The sequence below is a fragment of the Mammaliicoccus fleurettii genome (assembly GCF_002018435.1).
Classification (GTDB): Bacteria; Bacillota; Bacilli; order Staphylococcales; family Staphylococcaceae; genus Mammaliicoccus; species Mammaliicoccus fleurettii.
This window is the reverse complement of the sequence record NZ_MWJM01000008.1, coordinates 66,657-87,084: the sequence shown is the minus strand read 5'-3', so window position 1 is coordinate 87,084 and position 20,428 is coordinate 66,657. Positions and strand designations below refer to the sequence as shown.

Here is a 20,428-nt window from a genome sequence, read left to right as displayed (position 1 = left end):
TTATATTATGCATAAAGCATTTTTTATGTTCTATTATGAATTTATCGTTATAATAAATAATGATATAAGGAGGTCCAAATATGAAACATTGGATTGAACAACGCGTAATTGAATCACCAAATAAAGTAGCAATCAAACAAGATGATATTGAAATAACATATCAACAACTATTCAAAGAGTCAAAAGTATATGCGTCGTATTTAAAACAACTTAATTTAAATAGGGTGGCATTTTATATAAAGAATGATATCCATCATGTATCTTTGATTATTGGAGCTTGGCTAGCGAATGTTGAGATTGTGATGATTAACACTAAATTGACATCAAGAGAAATAGAACAACAATTAGATAGTGTTAATGTACAAACAGTATTGACTTATAATTCACTTGATATTAAACAAAAGAATATAAATATAAGTGACATAAATCATATAAATAAACATAATTTAGAATCTCAATTTAAAATGGATAATATTGCTACGATAATGTTTACGTCAGGGACAACTGGACCTGCTAAAGCTGTACCTCAAACTTTTTCGAATCATTATTATAGTGCTATTGGCTGTAAAGAAAGCCTTGGTTATGATTCATTAACGAAATGGCTATCAGTGCTACCTATTTATCATATATCTGGTTTAAGTGTGCTTATACGTAGTTTAATTGAAGGTTTCACAGTAGTATTAGAAGCTAAGTTTAATATTGACCGTGTTATGCATTTGATTAAGCATGAAGGTATTACACATATTTCACTCGTTCCTCAGACATTGCAATGGTTGATTAAAGAGGAATTAAAAGAACCCTATAATTTGGAGAAAATACTGTTAGGTGGAGCAAAATTATCAGAATCTATGATCAATAAATCACTTGAATACAATTTACCAATTTATAATTCATTTGGTATGACAGAAACATGTTCGCAGTTTGTAACTGCAAGTCCAGAAATGTTACGTGATGAACCAAGTACGGTTGGTAAAATACCTTCAAATGTAAAACTTAAAATTTTAAATAAGAATGCTGATGGGCACGGTGAGATAGCTGTTTCAGGTGGTAATGTTATGAATGGTTATTTAACAACTAATAGTAATACTACGACATTTATAGATGGATACTTCAAGACTGGTGATATTGGATCTATAGATGAAAATGGATACGTATATATTTATGATAGAAGAAAAGACTTAATTATTAGTGGAGGAGAAAATATATATCCTTTTGAAATAGAACATATCATGTTAAATCATCCGCAGATTAATACATGTGTTGCGGTTCCTGTTGAAGATGAAAAGTGGGGACAAGTACCTGCTTTAGTATATGAAGGTGAAAGTAAAATAGAAATTAATGAATTTAAGATTTTGTTGAATGAATATTTAGCCAAATATAAACACCCAAAATATTTTTATAAAATGGATGAAATACCAAGAACTTCAACCGGTAAACTTTCAAGGCATAAAGTGAAAGAGTGGATAACCCATGAGTAAAAATACGATGAATTTTTATTTATTTAAAGCTCCGTTCAGAGTATCTATCAAAACACCTTTAATTGAAATGGAAGAACGTGAAGTATTGATTGTTGAATGGGTTGATAGTAATGGACAGAAATACTATGGAGAGTGTAATGCCTTTAGCACGGATTGGTATCATTTTGAAACGATAGATTCTGTAAAAAAAGAATTAACTAATTGGTTTGAAAGACATGTTTATGATCAAATAAATAGTTATAAACTAAGTTGTCAATTAATAGATGAACTAAATGACTTTCCGAACGCTCGAAGTGTAATGTCTATGATTTTTTATCAGAAGTTCCATGATTTATATGAATTTGATATAGCATATGGTGCTACTGTAAATCATGATATTGAAAAATACTTTAATCAATATCATGGTGAATTACCTTCAAGAATTAAAATAAAATGGCACAATGGAATTCGAAAAGATATTGCATTTTTAGAACAATATTATCCTCAAATTAAAAGAGCTATTGATGCAAACGGAGTATTAGAAGAAAGTAATATTTCTTTATTAAACACATTTAAAGATCAAGACTTTATTTATATAGAGCAGCCATTTAGTCATTTTGATTTATATAAGGAATATCGTAAATCATTAACGTTACCTATATTTATTGATGAGTCAGCTTTGAATTTAGAACAAATTAATAAATTTAATAAATCTGAACTTATAGATGGGGTTGTTATTAAACCTTCCCGAATAGGAGGGATAGATAAATCTCTAGAAATAATCGATTATTGTAAAAAGAATAAATTGAAATTTGTAATAGGTGGTATGTATGAATTTGGTTTAAGTAGTTATTTCACCGCATATTTAGCTCAGCATAGTGATTATCCAAGTGATGTGACACCAAGTGATTATTATTTCATGGATGATATCGTTAAGGATAGTGCTGAAATAAAGAACAATAAAATTAAATATTTACCACCAAAAGTAGATACAGTTAAACTTATAAAATAAAGAAGTGGGATCGTAATCTAATTTTAAAAAAGATTACGATCCCACTATGGTTGACTAAGGTTGAGACAATTAATGTGTATGGTCTTTTTTTGGTGGAACTGGATCATATCCTCCTGCATGGAATGGATGACATTTTAATATTCTTTTCGTACCTAACCATGTTCCTTTTAATGCACCATATTCAGAAATTGCTTCTACAGCATAATTAGAGCATGTTGGTTCAAATCTGCATGTAGGTGGAGTTAATGGTGATATATAGTTTTGGTATAGACGGATTAATTTAATGAATAATTTTTTCATATCAATTCTCCTATTTATAATTATTTTCTGTTAAATTTTTGTATGGTTTAACTTTAGTATTATTAAACTTATAAAATTGTGTTGTTTGTTTCATATGAATATTTATTGTTTCGTTCTTTATTTTTCCTGTAGCGACAATATTAAAAGTTAATTTTTTAGGTAATGTTTTGTCTTCTTGGAAAGTTAAATTGAATTTACCTTTTTTAATTTTTAAATCATTAATATTACTTAATGATTCTTGATCGATTAAAGGAGATTGGCTATATCCTAATTGATATAAATATTTCATTACGCTGTCAGTACCTTCATATGAAAGGGTATTGTCTTTAATCGTCACATCATCTTCAATCGGTTTTAATAAACTTTGGTTAAATGTAGTTAAATCAAACCAGTCTTGACCAATTTTTTGATAATAATCAATTTCAGCATTTTGTGCATGATAATTTAAGTATTTAGTCTTTGGTGAAGATTTGATTTCATTTGAATCTATAAAGATACTTTTGTCACGTGTTTTGAATTCCTTAGTATTACTAGATTGTTCTACATTAAATGAAAGTTTATCGTGATGATTTGTACGGCCATATGAATTTTGTTTTAACTTTGTCTTTCTATCTTGAAAATCTACAGTTGTTTCATTTTTAGATTTTATAGAATGGGTATCGACATCTTTAATGTTTTTTTGAAATGCTTCAATAGCTTCACTGCTATTTTTAAAATTATTTTGACCTTGTTGACTACAACTTGCTAGAATAAGAGTAATTGTTAATATCAAGGACGTTAAGGTTAATTTTTTCAATATTTTCTACCTTCCTAATAAAATATATATACAGTTTATCACAATCGAAGAAAGAGGTCGTGTTTCATGCGCTATAAAGATCCATATGGACTAAACGTAGATTTAGAATATAAAGAAGCGAACGATATACAAAAAGCTAAACATGTACTTGGAATTCCTATATACAAGAATAATTATATTATGACTCATCATAAAATCAGAGGAATAGAATTTCCTGGTGGAAAAGTGGAGCAAAATGAAACAAATAAAGAAGCAATAGTAAGAGAATTATATGAAGAAACAGGTGCAATCCCTAAAGAAGTAACGTTTATTGCTTCATATACAGTGCATGATGAGAAACCATTCGATAAAGACGTATATTTTATTAAAGTTGATTCGATGGAGGTAAAAAGTGAGTATTTTGAAACATATGGCCCGATTATTGTTCAAAATATAGATGATGTACCTGAACAAAAAAAGAGTTTTTTATTAAAAGATAAAGCGATATTAAAGTGTGTTGAAAGGGTGTATAAACTTGGATTTCTTCAGTAGAAAAAGAATGCCTGTTTTCCTTTTAGATCACGTGACAGAAGAAGTGATTTATATTGTAGATCGACTTAAAGTTAGAGGGTTGCTAATGACACCTCATAAAAACGTTGAAAGAATCGTTGTTTATTTACGAGGTGGTAAAGGACAAGTTGGTAGAGTAAGGCCAGCAAGAATGTCTCAATTTAAAAATAAAAATACATTAGTATTCGCTCCTTATTATCGAGGAAGTAACGGAAGCGAAGGAAGAGATCATTTTTGTGGAGACGATTTAAATGATGTAATTGTTGGTATCAATATATTAAAAGAAAAATACCCGCAAATACCTGTTCATATTATAGGTTTTTCTAGAGGCGGTATACAAGGCTTACTTACGTATCAAACAGTTAAAGCAACAAGTTATATAATTTGGGGCGGAGTAACTGATTTACTTATGATGTATGAAGAGAGAATTGATTTACGAGGAATGTTAAAAAGGATGGTTGGACATCCTAAAAAGCAATATGAAGAATATGAACGTAGAAATGCTTTGAAAAACATTAATCAAGATAGCCCGCCAATTTTAATTGTTCATGGTGATAAAGATAAACAAGTTAATATCAATATGGCGTACCATTTAGAAGAACATTTAAAAGAACATAATGTAGAATATAGCACGATTTATGAACAAGGAGAAGGGCATGTATTTAGACCTGAAAAAGAAAAACAGACACTCATTCAAATTCATAATTGGATGGATAAATGTGAAAACAAAAACCCTTAAAGTTGAATTTCAGTTCAACTTTAAGGTTTTTTTATACATGGGGTTAATTTTAACGATTAAAAGTAAATCCGCCTTCTGCTTGAATGTGTTCTGAAGTTTCTCCAAATTTACAGAAGTTTTCTTTGAAATCTGAAGCAAGTTGTTTAGCTTTTTCATCATATGCTTCTGCTGATACCCATGTATTACGTGGGTATAATATTTCTGATGGTACTCCTGAAACGTGTTTAGGAATATTTAGACCAAAAATATCATCTTTAACAAATTCAGAATTTTTGATTTCTCCACTTATTGCACGACGAATCATTGAGCGTGTATGTTTTAAGTCCATTCTAGAACCTACACCATACTCTCCACCAGTCCAGCCAGTGTTCACTAAGTAAACATCTACATCATGTTCGTCAATTAATTTACCTAGTAATTCTGCATATTCTGTCGCATGTAATGGTAAGAATGGAGAGCCGAAACAAGTTGAGAATACAGGTTGTGGACTCGTTACGCCTCTTTCTGTTCCTGCTAATTTAGATGTAAATCCACTTAAGAAGTGATACATCGCTTGTGATTTATCTAATTTTGAAATTGGAGGTAATACACCAAATGCATCTGCTGTTAAGAAGATGATTGTATTTGGATGAGCTGCAATTGATGGTGTTACAATATTATCTATAAAATCGATAGGGTATGCTGCTCTAGTATTTTCAGTTAATGAAGTGTCGTTGTAATCAACTGATCCACAAGATTTAACACCTACATTTTCTAATACTGTACCATATCGAATTGCATCATAAATTTGTGGTTCTTTTTCTCGACTAAGGCTTACTGTTTTAGCGTAACAGCCTCCTTCGATATTGAAGACTCCATTCTCATTCCAACCGTGTTCGTCGTCTCCGATAAGTTTTCTATTTGGATCAGCAGATAAAGTTGTTTTACCTGTTCCAGATAGACCGAAGAATAAAGCGACATCTTTGTTATAACCAACATTAGCTGAGCAATGCATGCTCATAATGCCTTTTTTAGGTAACAAGTAGTTCATAACTGAGAATATACCTTTTTTCATTTCACCAGCATATTCAGTACCACCAATTAATATAACGCGATGTTTGAATGAAGTGATAATAAATGTTTCAGAGTTTGTGCCGTCCTTTTCTGGATTTGCTTTAAATCCAGGTGCACTGATAACAGTAAAGTTAGGATTAATATTAAGTGCATCTTCTTTAGTTTCAGGACGTATAAACATATTTTGAGCAAATAGATTATGCCAAGGTAACTCATTAATCACACGTAAATCTAAGCGTGATGATTCATCTGCACCAGCATATCCATTGAAGACATAAAGTTGTGATTTTTGGTTTAAATAGTCAATAACTTGATCATATAAATTTAAGAAGCTATTTTCTGAGATAGGTTGATTGATTGTTCCCCAATCAATATCTTGTTCTGTATCTGCTTCTTTTACAATAAATTTATCTTTAGGTGAACGTCCGGTATATTTCCCTGTTTCCATTCTAATAGCACCAGATTCAGTTAATACCCCTTCACCAGATTCTAGAATATGACTATATAATTCAGTTCTAGAGAGTTGTTTGTGTGTAGTTTCCTTATTAAGAAGGTTAGAAAGTTCGATTGATTCTGTAATTGACTGTATTGCCATAAATGACGACCCCCATGTCTTATATTAGTGTTGTAAGCATTTTCATGGAATTAGTATAACACATTAAAATATATAGTCTATACTAATAGGAAAATTTATTTTAAAAATTTATGACAATTGAATTATATTTCGTTGCATTGACATAATCAGAAAACTCTAGTATTATCGTCTTTGACGGATTCTCTTATCCTGAGTGGTGGAGGGACATGGACCCAATGAAACCCAGCAACCTCTTTCTATTTGAAAGAAAGGTGCCAAACCGTTTGCAGACCAATATTGTCTGAACGATAAGAGCGAATGGACGAGTGTGCCTTCTCTCTATTTTTATTGAGAGAGGGCACTTTTTATTTGCGCAGAGAAAGAGACCGTACAACATTATTTAAAGGAGATTTTTTATGTTAAAGAATAGAAGACTCTTCACATCTGAATCAGTAACAGAAGGGCATCCAGATAAGATTGCGGATCAAATTTCTGACGCAATTTTGGACGAATTATTAAAAGGTGACCCTAAAGCTAGAGTCGCTTGCGAAACAACAGTAACAACAGGTATGGCTTTAATTGCAGGTGAAATTTCAACTTCAACATATGTTGATATACCTAAAGTAGTAAGACAAACTGTAAAAGATATAGGATATACGAGAGCAAAATATGGCTATGATTTTCAAACAATGGCAATTTTAACTGCAATTGATGAACAATCTCCAGATATAGCGCAAGGTGTAGATTGTGCGTTAGAAGATAGAGATGACTTAACAGATAGAGAAATTGAGTCTATTGGTGCAGGAGACCAAGGGCTTATGTTCGGATATGCAACAAATGAAACAGAAACTTATATGCCGTTACCAGGTTATTTAGCACATCAATTAGCTAAACGATTAACAGATGTTCGTAAAGAAGGCACTTTAGATTATTTACGTCCAGATGGTAAGACACAAGTAACAGTTGAATATGACGAGAATGATAAACCTGTAAGAGTTGATACAATTGTTATTTCTTCACAACATCATGAAAAAATTGAACTAGAAAAAATACAACAAGATATTAAAGATCATGTTATTTACCCAATCGTTCCTAAAGAATTATTAGATGATGAAACTAAATTCTTTATTAATCCAACAGGTAGATTTGTAATTGGTGGACCACAAGGTGATGCAGGATTAACTGGAAGAAAAATTATCGTAGATACATACGGTGGTTATGCTAGACATGGCGGTGGATGTTTCAGTGGGAAAGATCCAACTAAAGTGGATAGATCAGGAGCTTATGCAGCGCGTTATGTAGCTAAAAATATTGTCGCTAGTGGACTTGCAGACAAATGTGAAGTTCAGTTAGCATATGCAATAGGTGTGGCTCAGCCAGTTTCAATATCAATAGAAACATTTGGAACTGGTAAAGTTGAAGAAACAACTTTAGTAGAAAAAATTAGAGAAGTATTTGACTTAAGACCTGCAGGCATTATACAAATGCTGAATTTAAGACAACCTATTTATAAAAAAACTGCAGCATATGGACATTTTGGAAGAACAGATGTTCAATTACCTTGGGAAGAATTAGATAAAGTAGACTTATTAAAAGATTTACTTAAATAAACTAAAAAGCACTGTATAAAAAATTACCTTTTTATACAGTGCTTTTTTAATTTCTGCAAACATTGGACTTTGCTTATAGGTTTTGTACATGTTATTTAAAGTGTTTTTATTGGAAATTAAATTAATTTACTATTAAAGTGAGGAATAACTATTCAAATGTACGAAGTATTAAAAAATATAATGGGATAATTAATATATTTTATGATAAATACTGAATTAATTTGAATTTTTTACTATAATAGAAGTAATACTTATGAAAGGGAGCGATCTGCAATTATGAGTCAATTAGAACCGATTCATTATGGATTAATCGCAGCAGTTGTTATTGCGATATTATTTATTATATTATTCTTTGTTTCGTTAAAACAAAAGAAAAAATCTTTGACTAAGATTCAAGAATCTCATAAACAACAAAACGAGTCGCTAAAATCTGAGCACAAAGAGAAGTTAGATCATGAAAGAGTAGAGAATAAAAAGGTTCTAACTAAACAAAAAGAATCACATCAACAAGAAATTTCACAAAAAGAAAGAGAAATTGACTCATTAAAGTTATTTTCCAAGAATGAAGGGGAATATATAACTGATAGACATTTATTAGAATTAAGAGATCAACTTGTAAATGAACGTAGAATTAGACCTGAAGATATGCATATAATGGCTAATATATTTTTACCTAAAGATCCTTTAGGCAAAGTAAGACAAATAGACCATTTAGTATTAACTAGAACAGGCATTTATGTTATTGACTCAAATTTAGTAAGTGGTCACATCTATCACGGTATTACAGAACAGCAGTTTAATGATTTTCCAGTATTAGGACAAGTTTTTGGAACTTTGGATTTAAATCCAAATAAAGAACAAACGTTATTACTAGAAAAACAATCAAATAATAAAACTGCAGCATTTCATTCATATACTGATGAAGTTAAAGAAGTTGATGGTACAACAGAAGAATTACAACGACAACTGGAACTTAAATATACACCAACACCAATCATATACTTCCATCCTAATGAAGTGAGTGAAGCTACTATAAGTAATTACTCACAAGATCCTAACATTAAAGTGTTAGTAGGAGAAAAACAACTACAACATTTCTTTAATAAATTTGTCTTCCATGGTAGATTCCAATATAGTGTGGAAGACCTTGAAAGAATTATGGATGAAATTGAAAAGTTTAATCCTTAGAAACAAAGCGCTGCATATTATGTAGCGCTATTTTTATATAAAAAAGGTGGAATATAAAATGGGAAATGAAGAATTTGATGTTAAGAATCCGGCAACTGGTGAAGTGATTGAAACGTTAAAAAATAATAGTGAAGATGAAATTAATGAAAAAATTAAACGTTCACATGAAGTATTCCAAGATTATAAGAAGAAACCTGCCCACGATAGAAGTGCTTTATTGTATAAATGGTATGAATTGATTTTAAAAAACATAGATGAAATTGCTTTAACTATGACTAAGGAAAGTGGAAAGCCTTTAAAAGAATCTAAAGGTGAGGTTAAATATGCGACTGATTATATTTTATGGTTTGCTGAAGAAGCAAAACGTACTTATGGTAGAACAATACCAGAACATGTAGATAATAAGAGATTAATTGTAACGAGAGCGCCTGTTGGAGTCGTCGCTAGTATAACTCCTTGGAATTTCCCAGCAGCAATGATGACTAGAAAGGCAGCTCCGGCATTAGCAGCAGGATGTACATTTATATGTAAACCTGCACAGGATACGCCACTTACGACTATGAAATTAGTTGATTTAGCTCATGAAGCTGGTTTTGAAAAAGATGTAATTCAATATGTAAATGGAACAGGTAAAGATATAGGGAAAATATTTACTAAGCATCCATTGATTTCAAAAATAACATACACTGGATCTACACCAGTTGGTAAGCAATTAATGGAACAATCGAGTTCTACACTTAAAAAAGTGACTTTAGAACTAGGAGGTCACGCGCCACTTATAGTCCATGAAGATGCAGACATTGATAAAGCAGTTAAAGGAACAATTGCTTCAAAATTTAGAAATGCGGGTCAAACTTGTGTCTGTGCAAATAGAATTTATGTTCATGAATCCATTAAAGATTCATTTGAAGAGTCATTAAGATCAGAAGTAAGTAAATTAAAAGTAGGTAATGGTCAAGATGAATCTACAGATATTGGACCGGTTATTAATGCAGATGGATTTGAAAAAATAAAATCTCATATAGACGATGCAACAAGTAAAGGTGCACGAATCGTAACAGGAGGAGATAGCTATAGAGATGGTGGTTATTATATAACACCTACAGTACTTGCAGATGTAACTGACGATATGCAAATTATGGTTGAGGAAACATTTGGACCGGTAGCACCAATTACAACATATAAAGAAATTGATGAAGTTATTCAAAAAGCTAACGATACGCCATTTGGACTTGCAGCATATTTCTTTACAGAGAACTATAGTATTGGTATACAATTGTATGAGAACTTAGATTATGGTGTAATTGGATGGAATGATGGTGGCCCAAGTGCTGCTCATATACCATTCGGAGGCATGAAAGAAAGTGGCTTTGGACGAGAAGGCGGTTCTGAAGGTATAGAACCTTACCTTGAGACTAAAGTCGTTTCAATATTAATCTAAGTATTTAAGGAAACCAGGAGGCAATATAATGACACAGAAATTAGTTGAGTTTTATAACGGTAATAGCATACCAGCGCTAGGATTAGGTACATTTAGAGTGGAAAATAATGATGAATGTCGAGAAGCTGTTAAACATGCAATAATTAGTGGCTATAAACATATTGATACTGCACAAACTTATCAAAACGAAGAAAAAGTAGGTCAAGGTATTAAAGAAGGTTTAAAGGAAGCTGGTTTAAACAGAGAAGATTTGTTTATCACAACTAAACTTTGGATGTCAGATTATGGTAGAGAAAATGTACAATCAGCATATGAAGCTTCATTAAAGAGATTAGGTTTAGATTATGTTGATTTATATTTAATCCATTGGCCAGGTCAAGATAAAGCTTTGATTTCTGAAACATGGAAAGCCATGGAAGATCTATATAATGAAGGGAAAATTAAAAATATAGGTGTAAGTAATTTCCATGTCAATCATTTAGAAGAATTGTTGCAAGAAGCTTCTATAAAACCAGTGATTAATCAAATCGAATGTCACCCTTATTTAATTCAAAAAGATTTGAGAACATACTTAGAAGCTCAAAAAATTGTAGCACAATCATGGTCTCCATTAATGAATGGACAAATATTAGAAGATGAAGTTGTTAAAGAAATAGCAAATGAATTAGGTAAAACACCTGCACAAGTCATTATAAGATGGAATATTGATGAGAATATCGTTGTAATACCAAAATCAGTGACACCATCTCGAATAGAAGAAAATTTAAATGTATTTGATTTTGAATTATCAGATAGCCAATTATCAAGATTAAATGCTTTAAATAAAGATGAAAGAATTGGTCCAGACCCAGAATCTTTCACAGGTAAATAAAATAAATCAGAGCTTAGGATATATTTGTCCTAGAAAATTTTATAAGAGCAGAAATTCAATTTTAATAATGAATTTCTGCTCTTATTTTTTATGAAAATCATATTGGGAAATTTAGACTTTGTTGATATTTATTTATGCGCATGCTTACACTTCTTTCGACTTGTGTGAATATAGATACCCTTAGTTACACTTCTTTCGACTTGTGTGAATATAGATACCCTTAGTTACACTTCTTTCGACTTGTGTGACTATGGACATCTTTGCTAACACTTCTACTGACTTGTGTTAATATAGGCATCCTTACTTACACTTCTTTCCACTTTTGTGACTATGGACATCTTTGCTAACACTTCTACTGACTTGTGTTAACATAGGTATCCTTATTTACACGTCTTTCTACTTATGTGAATATGGATACCCTTGCTTACACTTTTCTCAACTTATGTAAATATAGACACTTAAGATTAATTGCCTTTGACATAAATGTCCTAGCATTTTAATGATAATCATTTAGCTAACTCTTAGAAAAACCTGTTTTCTATATAAAATAAATATTTGCAACGATTTTGTAAGTGCGGACGCCTGAGGGAATAGTATGAGTGAGAGACTACAGGCTCGAGCCATACCCCTAGGCAAGCATGTACTTACAAAATCGTAAGATTGTATAAAAAGGTAGGCAAGCATGCACGAACAAAATTGTAAGATTGTATTTAAATATGATAGCCTAAATAACAAGAACCAATCGAAAGTATAATTGTTAATAATAAATAGATTATAAGCTTTTTATATGATTTTAATAAATATTGTTCATAAATTTCTAAAATATGTGTTGAAAAAGTAGTGAATCCTCCACAAAATCCTAACGCAATTATTGCATAACTTAATGAGCTTGAATTTAAATACTGTGCAACAAAACCTATCATTAAACTACCAAGAATGTTAACGACTAAAGTTGCTATAGGAAATGAATAGGCAAAATATTTAGTAAGCGTAACATTAACAAACTGTCTACATACTGCGCCAATACCTGAACTTATCATAATGTATATAAGTGTCATGAATGTTTTGATCCTTTCTTATAACCTAGTGCTATAAAGATAAATCCAAGTAACATGCTAGTGATTAAATATAGACTGGCCAATAGAAAATGACCATTTTCTAATAAAACGACAGTATCTAAACTGAGTGAAGAATATGTAGTGAAAGCGCCAATAAACCCAGTTGTTATCATTTTTTTGATATTTGGATGTGCTTTAAAATAATTTATAAAGTAAGTTGAACAAATACCCATTAGAAAAGCACCGATTACATTTATAAGTAGAGTTGAGAAAGGGAATGTAGTATTTGAAATGACCAATGATGCTAAATACCTTAAACCTCCACCAAAAGCACCGCCTATAAATATAGCTAAATAATTCATATAAACCTCCTCATTAAAAAAAGAGAAACATAATGTTTCTCTTAAATTATTCCAAAGAATTTAATTATAACGACAATGTGATAAATAATGACGATGAATAGAACAATTGGTAATAGTTTATTTAATTTAGAAATTGTTTTGTGTTCATCAGTTTGATGCTTTATTGACTTATCAGTAGTAATAACTGCAATAAGTATCAAAATACCGTTTAAAATACTACTTATTAACACAAGTGAAACTAAGGATCCAAACATTGTTTCAATAAGTGGATTCTGCGCACTTAAAAATAAGCTTATAATTATGAGTACAACTGATATATAAAAATAGCGTTTAGCTTTATCCATGATGCCCTCCAAAAATTCCATATAATCGTCAATATTAACATACAAGTTATTTTATTGCATCTAATAATTGCATTACTTCTTGAAAATCATCCATCTTTTTACAGTGACTAGGGATAATGAAAAACGGTGGCTCCATCTCTTTTTTTAAATCTATTAACTTAGAGTGAGTTTCAATGAAAAGTTCACCGTTATAAGCATTACGCAATAATCTTTTAGTTGGTAAAACATTTTTTTCAATATTTGAGCGACACCAAGCAGCATCACTACACATAAAAATAATTAAATTTGAAAACTCCAGCATTAATCCGAACTGTCCTGGCATTGCACCTGGTAGATTGTAACTAACAATTGCATCTTGATTAAATACTTTATAACCTTTGCCTAAAATAGGATGTTCAGTCTGTACAAAGTCTTCTATAAATTCAATGCGTTCTTTAAAATCATCAGGCATTACGTGAAAACTTAATTGAAGATTATTATTAGATACTTGTTGAGTAATGAAGTCATGGTAAGCTTCGTTTGAAGTAATGATAGTAGCATTTTTAAAAGCATTTAAATAGCCAATATGGTGGCTAGCAAAGTTAGTAATTATGCAATAATCTATTTCATCAGGGTGCACATGATCCTTTAATAATTGACTAGGCAAGGTTTCGAATATTTTGTAGTCTTGTCTATGAAAAAGCTTTAAAGTTTTTAAGTCTGTACTTGGTTTAACATGTTCAGAAAAGCCAGTATTTATTAATATTTTAAAATCATTTATCTCTAAATAATATGAGAAGATATAGTACCGTTCAACTAGACTTTTATTACTACTATTGATGACTGCTTCGTCACCTAAAAAGGATCCAGTTGTATATAGCTTGAAGTGTTTAATAGTTTCTAAGTTCTCAGCCATCAAAATACACCACCTAAGTAATTGGTTTTATATTACTTACAATTATTTTTAAATTTATATTTATGCTAATTATGACATAAAACGACTTAAAAAACATTTATAATAACTCAAGAAATGTTATTTAAATCAAATAACTTAGTAAGCGATTGCAAAATGTGGTACGATAAATTCACATAAGTTAGAAAGGAATGAATTTCATGAGTAATCTTAAAGTAGAGGTATTTGCAGATGGTGCAGACATCGAGGAAATGAAGCAAGCGTATAAGAATAAAGAAGTAGACGGTTTTACAACTAATCCTAGTTTAATGAAAAAAGCTGGCGTTACAGATTATAAAACATTTGCTGAAGAAGTAGTTAAAGCAATTCCAGATGCTTCAATATCATTTGAAGTATTTGCAGATGATATAGAAACAATGGCTAAAGAAGCTGAAATATTAAAACAATATGGTGAAAATGTATTCGTTAAAATCCCAGTTGTAAATACTCAAGGTGAATCAATGATTCCACTCATTAAACAGCTTTCTGAAAATAACGTAAAAGTAAACGTAACAGCTGTTTATACAATAGAGCAAGTAAAAGAAATAGTAGATGTAATTAAACCAGGTGTTGAAACGTACGTATCAGTATTTGCTGGTAGAATTGCAGACACAGGTGTAGATCCATTACCGTTAATGAAAGAATCAGAAAAAGTTTGTCACAGTAAAGAAGGCGTTAAATTGCTATGGGCTAGTTGTAGAGAATTATTCAATGTAGTCCAAGCTGATGAAATCGGTGTAGATATCATCACTTGTCCAAAAGACGTAGTAGCAAAAGTACCAAACATTGGTAGAGATGTTAATGAATTATCAGTGGATACTGTAAAAGGATTCGCTAAAGATATTAAAGAAAGTGGATTAAGCATTCTTTAATCAAGAGATTTAAAAGCAAGTCACTTTTAGTGGCTTGTTTTTTTATTTTTGATTTTTTAAAATAGGTATACCTAAAACATAAATAAGCAAAATAATTTATATTATTTTACTATAACTAATTCATTACTTTGTATTAAATTTTGTTATATAATCAAACTTCAGTGAAAAAATGGAGTGTTGAATATGGCTAACAATTTGAGAATTGCACAAAGAGGGGCATATATAAGTTTAGTAACTTATATAATTTTATCAATTTTAAAATACTTTGTAGGTACAACTTATAATTCATCAGCATTAAGAGCGGATAGTTTAAATAATTTAACAGATATTTTTGTTTCAGTTGCAGTTATTATAGGTTTGAAAATTTCAATCAAGCCTGCAGATAAAAACCATCCTTATGGACATATGAAAACTGAAAACATTACAACGTTAATCGTATCATTCATCATCATGTTCGTAGGTATTGAAGTTATATCTACTAATATCCCTAAAATAATACAGGGTGATTATAGTGAGCCAAGTACATTAACAATTTGGGTAAGTATGTTGAGTGGTGTTATTATGTTTTGCGTATATTTGTTTAACTCAAAATTATCTAAAAAAACAAAAAGTACTTCATTAAATTCTGCTGCTAAAGATAATTTATCAGATGCAATAGTCAGTATTGGAACAGGAATAGGGCTAATATTTACTCAATTTGGATTTCCAATAGTCGATGTAATTTTAGCAGTTATACTAGGAGCCATTATTGTTTATACAGGTTTTACAATATTCAAAGAATCTATTTTTACGTTAAGCGACGGCTTTCATGAACAAGATTTAAATAATTATATAGAAGAAATTGAAGATATCCCAGGTGTAATTGGTATTCCATCCATAAAAGGAAGATATCATGGGAATAGTGTATTTTTAGATGTAACAATCGTTGTAGATAAAAATTTAACACTCGATGAAGCCCATGATATATGTGATTTAGTCGAAAATCAATTGCGTGAAGCAGGTGTTTATTCTTCATATGTACATGCTGAACCAAATTTGTAAAATAATATATTTGTAATTTAATTTCATTTTAATATAAATAAGTATGATAATATAAAAGTATTGGTATTGAAAATATCTAAAGGGGATGTTATTCATGCAAATACTAGGTAAAGGCTTTGAAAATGATCATCATTATTTTCATGTGATAACAGATCAAAATCATTTAATTAAAGTACGTGTTCCAGATGATATGGACGATAATGATTTGAAAAATTTGTTAGAAGCGGTATGTAGTGATTATGATGAAAGTAATAACTAAAACTAATCTTCATTTAATGATGATTTTTAAATCCATAAAATGAATGCCTACAAAGTTTGAGCTTTGTAGGCATTTTTCTATATTTAATTTCTTATTTTTGAGAAATTTTCTTTTGCTTTTTCCAGATAAAGTATTCAACAATACCGACGACTATTAGTGACGCTCCAAATAAAGGCATTATGATTCCTAAAACTATTAAAAACGCTATTAGACCATATGGTATGCTGCCTTTCAATTGTGGTGGTGCACTGAATGAGCTGGCATTTTTTCGTTTCATCCATGTCAGGAATCCAAATATAATTCCTGCAATAAATGTTAGACATACTATTAAATTAATAATTTTATTAGCAGTACCAAATAAATGTCCTTCATGTAATGGTATACCAAAGCTAAACCATTTGCCGACGATTCCATAATCTTCGTAGTCTACTTGACCTAAGCGTTTTCCAGAGTATTGATCGAAGTATGCTGTTGTTTCTTCTTTAGGTGCAACGTCTAAACCAGTCACTCCAGTATTACTGCTTTTAGAAACTGTAAACACACCTTTATCATCTGCTGGATACACGATTGAAAATGGTTTTTTTACTTTAGCATTTTCAGCTTGTGATATAATACTTTCAAGACTTTGCTGTCCTTCTGCTCCTATTACACTGCTAGTTGCTCCATGATGATCTGCATGTGGATCTTTTTTTGATGATGGTTTTTCTTTATTTCTTGTTGCCCAAGGTAGTTCATTATCTTCAGATTCAGGTGGCGTAGCTTTTAATGCTGAATAACCTAATTTAGGATGTTCTTCAGCAAACTGATTTATCTGTTTCCCCATAAATGCTGACCAAGGTAATCCTGTTAAGACGATGATAAAAATAGGAATAGCTATAATCAATCCTATTATGGCATGTATTCGTCTATTAAATAGAAATGAAGTTTTCTTTTTTGTTTTTTTCAATACGTTAGATTTAAAAGTTAAATACACGCCGGATATAATCATGAATATTGTCCAACATGCTGCTAACTCTACTAAGTAATTTACAAAACTTCCTCCAACCATAAGTGAACTATGTGTTTCTCTTAACACATTAGAATATGTAAATTTTGCATTTTGATTAGCAACTCTTTGGTTATGTTCATCTAAGAATATGTATCTTGATTCACCATCTTCATTTCCAATAGTTACTCTATTATTATATGGCTCGTCCATAATACTTATTTTTTGTATTTCATAGCCTTTGTATACATCTCTTATCTCTTGTATAGCATCATCTAATGATTGATGTCCTTTAGTATGACTATCTGAAAAGAACTCATCTTGGTAAATATTATTTTCTACATTTGTATAAAATAAATAACCAATACCTGTAAGAGAGAGTGTTAATAATAATGGTGTAATAAAGAAAGCAGCGTAAAAATGTAATCTTCTTATAGGACTAAAAATTTTATGCATAATTTAAACCTCAATTTCAAATTAATAATGTAACAATTTAAAGGTATAATTTTTTATATTGAATTACAATAAGATATATAAGTTAATTATGAACCTTTGGTGAAAATAGGATAAATATGTAATAAATGACTTGAAAATGTAATATTAAAATACTCAAAAAATTCAGTATAAAATGTTAAAATTGATGAAACAGGATGAGGTGAGTGAGTATGTTAAGTAATTTAAAATTATACAACGATAAAAAAGATCGTAAACAAATAATTAAACAATTCTATAATGGTTTGAATCAAGAAAATTTCCATGAAGCTGTAACAAGTTTAGAAGAGAGAAAACATAAAGTTTTCCCACATGGTGCAGTATATTTTAAAAATGATTTACCCACAGAAAAACAAAACGAACTAAACTTAAGCAAATCAGATGGTTTGTTTATAATTGATAATGATGGAACTCAAGAGGCTGCAATAATTCCATTACAAGTCATAGTGCAATTTCTTGCTTCAAATAGAGAGCAAATAGCGAAAGATAAAGCGCTTAGTCTAATCCAATTAGAAAATATTATCGATCGTTTAGAATTGACACTTAAATCAGAAGAATTATAATTATTATAAAAGGCTGGACAATTTAATCGTCTCAGCCTCTTTATTTTTTAGAACGGAGTGAAGAATATGTACGAAGCAATTATATTTGATTTTGACGGCACAATTATAGATACAGAAATAAACTTATTTAACACTTTAAATAAACATATTATTAATAAAAATAACGAACCAATAAGTTTAGAAGAATACAAAAGTTCTATAGGTTCTGTTTCTAAAGAATTAGATAATAAAATCCTAAATGCACTAGGTTCTGAGTTAGCTTTAGAAGAAATGTTTAAAGATCATTATGAAGGAACAAAATCACTATCTATGAAACCAGTTGTTAAAGACTTGATTGAATATGGACATAAAAACCATTTGAAAATGGGGATAGCAACAAGTAGTTATAAAGAACATATTATGCCAAACGTTTTAAGGTTAGAATTAGATGAATATATTGATGTTGTAAAAGGGCGTGAAGATGTTGCATTTGTAAAACCAAATCCAGAACTATATATTCAAGCAGCACATGATCTTCAAGTTAAACCAAATAAATGCTTAGCAATTGAAGATACAACAAATGGGGCACAAGCGGCTATTGATGCTGGTATGGATGTGATTGTCATTACACATGAAATAACAGAAGATTTGAATTTTGATGATTTAAAGATATTAAATAAAGATATAGAAGCAAAAGAAATTATAGACCTCTATTTATAGAAAGCATACTGTTGTCTAAATGTATGAGGTGTCATATTTCGATGCTTTTTAAATAATTTTGTAAAATGAGCTTGATCACAGAAACCATAATCAATTGCGATATGTGCAATTGATTTTTGTGGATTATTAAGTAATTCAACTGAAGCCTCAAATAGTCTAACAATCATAGAGTCTTTGTGATAGCAACAATGAATATTTTTAGGTTTTAATTTTTGTTCTGTTAAATCCATAACTTCATTTATACTTTTTGACAAAATATTTAATATCGTAATAATACTAAATGAAATTTGAGTGTTTAAACTTGAGGCATTAAATGGTGAGTGTTGAGCTAAAAGGTGTAGATGTTTTTTTGTTGTAGCGTCATTTTTTAAATGAGATAGTTTAGAATAATCTATTGATAATAAACGAGGGTAAATATTATTTGCCAACGTTAAAATCAGAAAATAATTTAATGTGAGAATAATTACAGAACCAGATAAAGCATTGATATAACTATATTCATCAAAAGGTACGATACAACAAAAACCTTTTTTAAAATGAGATATTTTGTTTAATGAGTGATAGAACACTTGAATTTCTCCATCTGTTACGTAAATTATTGATAAATGCTCATAATTATAAATATATATATCCTCATTATGAATTTGATTCACTTCAAATGTAAACATTATATAATTCCCTTCATAGTCTGATTTCTAAAAATTTAACAACGCTTACTTTATTTAATGTTATAATTATAATATTAATGACTTTTTAGAGGTGTACAATGAATAATGAACAATACAAATCCATTGTTTATAAAAAATTATGGTTTATAAATAAAAAAGAAAAAAATATAGCTAAAGAAAAGTTAAATGTTAATGGAGAAGAACGTTTACTTGAAAAGTATGGTAAACCTAGTAAGTTTGTAAATCATTTTGTAGAAGATGAAATAATAGAAAAAGCATCACCACCAAGTAGCTTTTATAAAGTATTCACTTTAGGTGGATTGCTATTTGGCAACGTACTTATGGCAGGTATTCTCATTACTGCTGCATTGTTAGTGTTAGGGACATTTACTTTATACTTTACTAAACCAATAAGTACTGCACTGACTTTGCAATTACTATATCTTGTAATTGGTATCATTTTATTTTTCATTGGATACAAAGGAATTAAATGGGTTAATGCTTATTTTACAAGGCGTTTACTTATAGCTAGAAGGTTTAAAGATTTAATGTAGATTAACTAGG

General features: G+C 30.1%; 23 protein-coding genes and 1 riboswitch. Of the genes, 14 read left to right on the top strand and 9 right to left on the bottom strand.

The window, feature by feature from the left end:
- Positions 1 to 80: 80 nt before the first annotated feature.
- The gene (gene menE, locus B2G86_RS08030; protein WP_078357606.1) at positions 81 to 1,478 is read left to right on the top strand and encodes an o-succinylbenzoate--CoA ligase; all 1,398 of its coding nucleotides are present in this window, start codon (positions 81 to 83) and stop codon (positions 1,476 to 1,478) included.
- Complete coding sequence (gene menC, locus B2G86_RS08025) at positions 1,471 to 2,469, top strand: o-succinylbenzoate synthase (RefSeq protein ID WP_078357605.1); 999 nt, start codon at positions 1,471 to 1,473, stop codon at positions 2,467 to 2,469. Before menE ends, menC begins: the two co-directional genes overlap by 8 nt.
- Positions 2,470 to 2,538: 69 nt before the next feature.
- On the opposite strand, the gene yidD is transcribed toward menC, so the two are convergent.
- Both yidD and B2G86_RS08015 read right to left on the bottom strand, forming a co-directional pair.
- Entirely contained in the window at positions 2,539 to 2,769 is a 231-nt protein-coding gene (yidD, locus tag B2G86_RS08020; RefSeq protein WP_078357604.1) for a membrane protein insertion efficiency factor YidD, read from the bottom strand.
- 10 nt (positions 2,770 to 2,779) lie between these two features.
- Entirely contained in the window at positions 2,780 to 3,565 is a 786-nt protein-coding gene (locus B2G86_RS08015; RefSeq protein ID WP_078357603.1) for a hypothetical protein, read from the bottom strand.
- A gap of 66 nt (positions 3,566 to 3,631) precedes the next feature.
- On the opposite strand from B2G86_RS08015, the gene ytkD reads away from it, so the two are divergent.
- Positions 3,632 to 4,096: an RNA deprotection pyrophosphohydrolase gene (gene ytkD / locus B2G86_RS08010; protein WP_078357602.1), complete on the top strand. Its 465-nt coding sequence runs from the start codon at positions 3,632 to 3,634 to the stop codon at positions 4,094 to 4,096.
- Complete coding sequence (locus tag B2G86_RS08005) at positions 4,080 to 4,853, top strand: alpha/beta hydrolase family protein (RefSeq protein ID WP_198644269.1); 774 nt, start codon at positions 4,080 to 4,082, stop codon at positions 4,851 to 4,853. The genes ytkD and B2G86_RS08005 overlap by 17 nt, the downstream gene beginning before the upstream one ends.
- A gap of 49 nt (positions 4,854 to 4,902) precedes the next feature.
- Here the strand turns inward: B2G86_RS08005 and pckA are convergent, their stop codons facing one another.
- Positions 4,903 to 6,501, bottom strand: coding sequence for a phosphoenolpyruvate carboxykinase (ATP) (pckA, locus tag B2G86_RS08000; protein ID WP_078357601.1), 1,599 nt, complete (start codon positions 6,499 to 6,501; stop codon positions 4,903 to 4,905).
- A gap of 181 nt (positions 6,502 to 6,682) precedes the next feature.
- Positions 6,683 to 6,795, top strand: a riboswitch (SAM riboswitch).
- Between the two features lie 101 nt (positions 6,796 to 6,896).
- On the opposite strand from pckA, the gene metK reads away from it, so the two are divergent.
- From metK to B2G86_RS07980, 4 genes are all read left to right on the top strand, one after another.
- Positions 6,897 to 8,090, top strand: a complete 1,194-nt coding sequence (gene metK, locus B2G86_RS07995) for a methionine adenosyltransferase (RefSeq protein WP_078357600.1) — start codon at positions 6,897 to 6,899, stop codon at positions 8,088 to 8,090.
- A gap of 276 nt (positions 8,091 to 8,366) precedes the next feature.
- Positions 8,367 to 9,278, top strand: coding sequence for a nuclease-related domain-containing protein (locus tag B2G86_RS07990; protein WP_078357599.1), 912 nt, complete (start codon positions 8,367 to 8,369; stop codon positions 9,276 to 9,278).
- 58 nt (positions 9,279 to 9,336) lie between these two features.
- The gene (locus tag B2G86_RS07985) at positions 9,337 to 10,719 is read left to right on the top strand and encodes an NAD-dependent succinate-semialdehyde dehydrogenase (RefSeq protein ID WP_078357598.1); all 1,383 of its coding nucleotides are present in this window, start codon (positions 9,337 to 9,339) and stop codon (positions 10,717 to 10,719) included.
- Between the two features lie 28 nt (positions 10,720 to 10,747).
- Positions 10,748 to 11,590, top strand: a complete 843-nt coding sequence (locus B2G86_RS07980) for an aldo/keto reductase (protein ID WP_078357597.1) — start codon at positions 10,748 to 10,750, stop codon at positions 11,588 to 11,590.
- Between the two features lie 710 nt (positions 11,591 to 12,300).
- Here the strand turns inward: B2G86_RS07980 and B2G86_RS07975 are convergent.
- The 4 genes from B2G86_RS07975 to B2G86_RS07960 are packed head-to-tail and all read right to left on the bottom strand — an operon-like array spanning position 12,301 to position 14,249.
- Positions 12,301 to 12,648 (bottom strand): fluoride efflux transporter FluC, encoded by a 348-nt coding sequence (locus B2G86_RS07975; RefSeq protein WP_078357596.1) that lies wholly within the window; start codon positions 12,646 to 12,648, stop codon positions 12,301 to 12,303.
- Positions 12,645 to 13,010 carry a fluoride efflux transporter CrcB gene (gene crcB / locus B2G86_RS07970; protein ID WP_078357595.1) on the bottom strand — a complete coding sequence of 122 codons (366 nt, stop codon included), beginning with the start codon at positions 13,008 to 13,010 and terminating at the stop codon, positions 12,645 to 12,647. Before crcB ends, B2G86_RS07975 begins: the two co-directional genes overlap by 4 nt.
- A gap of 41 nt (positions 13,011 to 13,051) precedes the next feature.
- Positions 13,052 to 13,354 carry a hypothetical protein gene (locus tag B2G86_RS07965; RefSeq protein ID WP_078357594.1) on the bottom strand — a complete coding sequence of 101 codons (303 nt, stop codon included), beginning with the start codon at positions 13,352 to 13,354 and terminating at the stop codon, positions 13,052 to 13,054.
- A 46-nt stretch (positions 13,355 to 13,400) separates the two neighbouring features.
- Positions 13,401 to 14,249, bottom strand: coding sequence for an MBL fold metallo-hydrolase (locus tag B2G86_RS07960; protein WP_078357593.1), 849 nt, complete (start codon positions 14,247 to 14,249; stop codon positions 13,401 to 13,403).
- A 197-nt stretch (positions 14,250 to 14,446) separates the two neighbouring features.
- On the opposite strand from B2G86_RS07960, the gene B2G86_RS07955 reads away from it, so the two are divergent.
- The 3 genes from B2G86_RS07955 to B2G86_RS13420 all read left to right on the top strand — a co-directional run bounded on the left by B2G86_RS07955 (position 14,447) and on the right by B2G86_RS13420 (position 16,457).
- Positions 14,447 to 15,157 (top strand): transaldolase, encoded by a 711-nt coding sequence (locus tag B2G86_RS07955; protein WP_078357592.1) that lies wholly within the window; start codon positions 14,447 to 14,449, stop codon positions 15,155 to 15,157.
- A gap of 177 nt (positions 15,158 to 15,334) precedes the next feature.
- The gene (locus tag B2G86_RS07950) at positions 15,335 to 16,198 is read left to right on the top strand and encodes a cation diffusion facilitator family transporter (RefSeq protein WP_078357591.1); all 864 of its coding nucleotides are present in this window, start codon (positions 15,335 to 15,337) and stop codon (positions 16,196 to 16,198) included.
- Positions 16,199 to 16,292: 94 nt separating this feature from the next.
- The gene (locus B2G86_RS13420) at positions 16,293 to 16,457 is read left to right on the top strand and encodes a hypothetical protein (protein WP_170167665.1); all 165 of its coding nucleotides are present in this window, start codon (positions 16,293 to 16,295) and stop codon (positions 16,455 to 16,457) included.
- A gap of 91 nt (positions 16,458 to 16,548) precedes the next feature.
- Here B2G86_RS13420 and B2G86_RS07945 read toward each other — a convergent pair whose 3' ends face one another.
- A complete protein-coding gene (locus B2G86_RS07945; RefSeq protein ID WP_078357590.1) occupies positions 16,549 to 17,898 on the bottom strand; it encodes a PepSY-associated TM helix domain-containing protein in 1,350 nt (449 codons plus the stop codon).
- 209 nt (positions 17,899 to 18,107) lie between these two features.
- Between B2G86_RS07945 and B2G86_RS07940 the strand changes: the two genes are divergently transcribed.
- Entirely contained in the window at positions 18,108 to 18,497 is a 390-nt protein-coding gene (locus B2G86_RS07940) for a hypothetical protein (RefSeq protein ID WP_198644275.1), read from the top strand.
- A gap of 66 nt (positions 18,498 to 18,563) precedes the next feature.
- Positions 18,564 to 19,196, top strand: a complete 633-nt coding sequence (locus B2G86_RS07935; RefSeq protein WP_078357589.1) for an HAD-IA family hydrolase — start codon at positions 18,564 to 18,566, stop codon at positions 19,194 to 19,196.
- Here the strand turns inward: B2G86_RS07935 and B2G86_RS07930 are convergent.
- On the bottom strand, positions 19,187 to 19,864 hold the full coding sequence (locus B2G86_RS07930; protein ID WP_078357588.1) for a helix-turn-helix domain-containing protein: 678 nt from the start codon (positions 19,862 to 19,864) through the stop codon (positions 19,187 to 19,189). The two genes, B2G86_RS07935 and B2G86_RS07930, sit on opposite strands and share 10 nt — an antisense overlap.
- 98 nt (positions 19,865 to 19,962) lie before the next feature.
- Between B2G86_RS07930 and B2G86_RS07925 the strand changes: the two genes are divergently transcribed.
- On the top strand, positions 19,963 to 20,418 hold the full coding sequence (locus B2G86_RS07925; RefSeq protein WP_078357587.1) for a hypothetical protein: 456 nt from the start codon (positions 19,963 to 19,965) through the stop codon (positions 20,416 to 20,418).
- Positions 20,419 to 20,428: the final 10 nt, after the last annotated feature.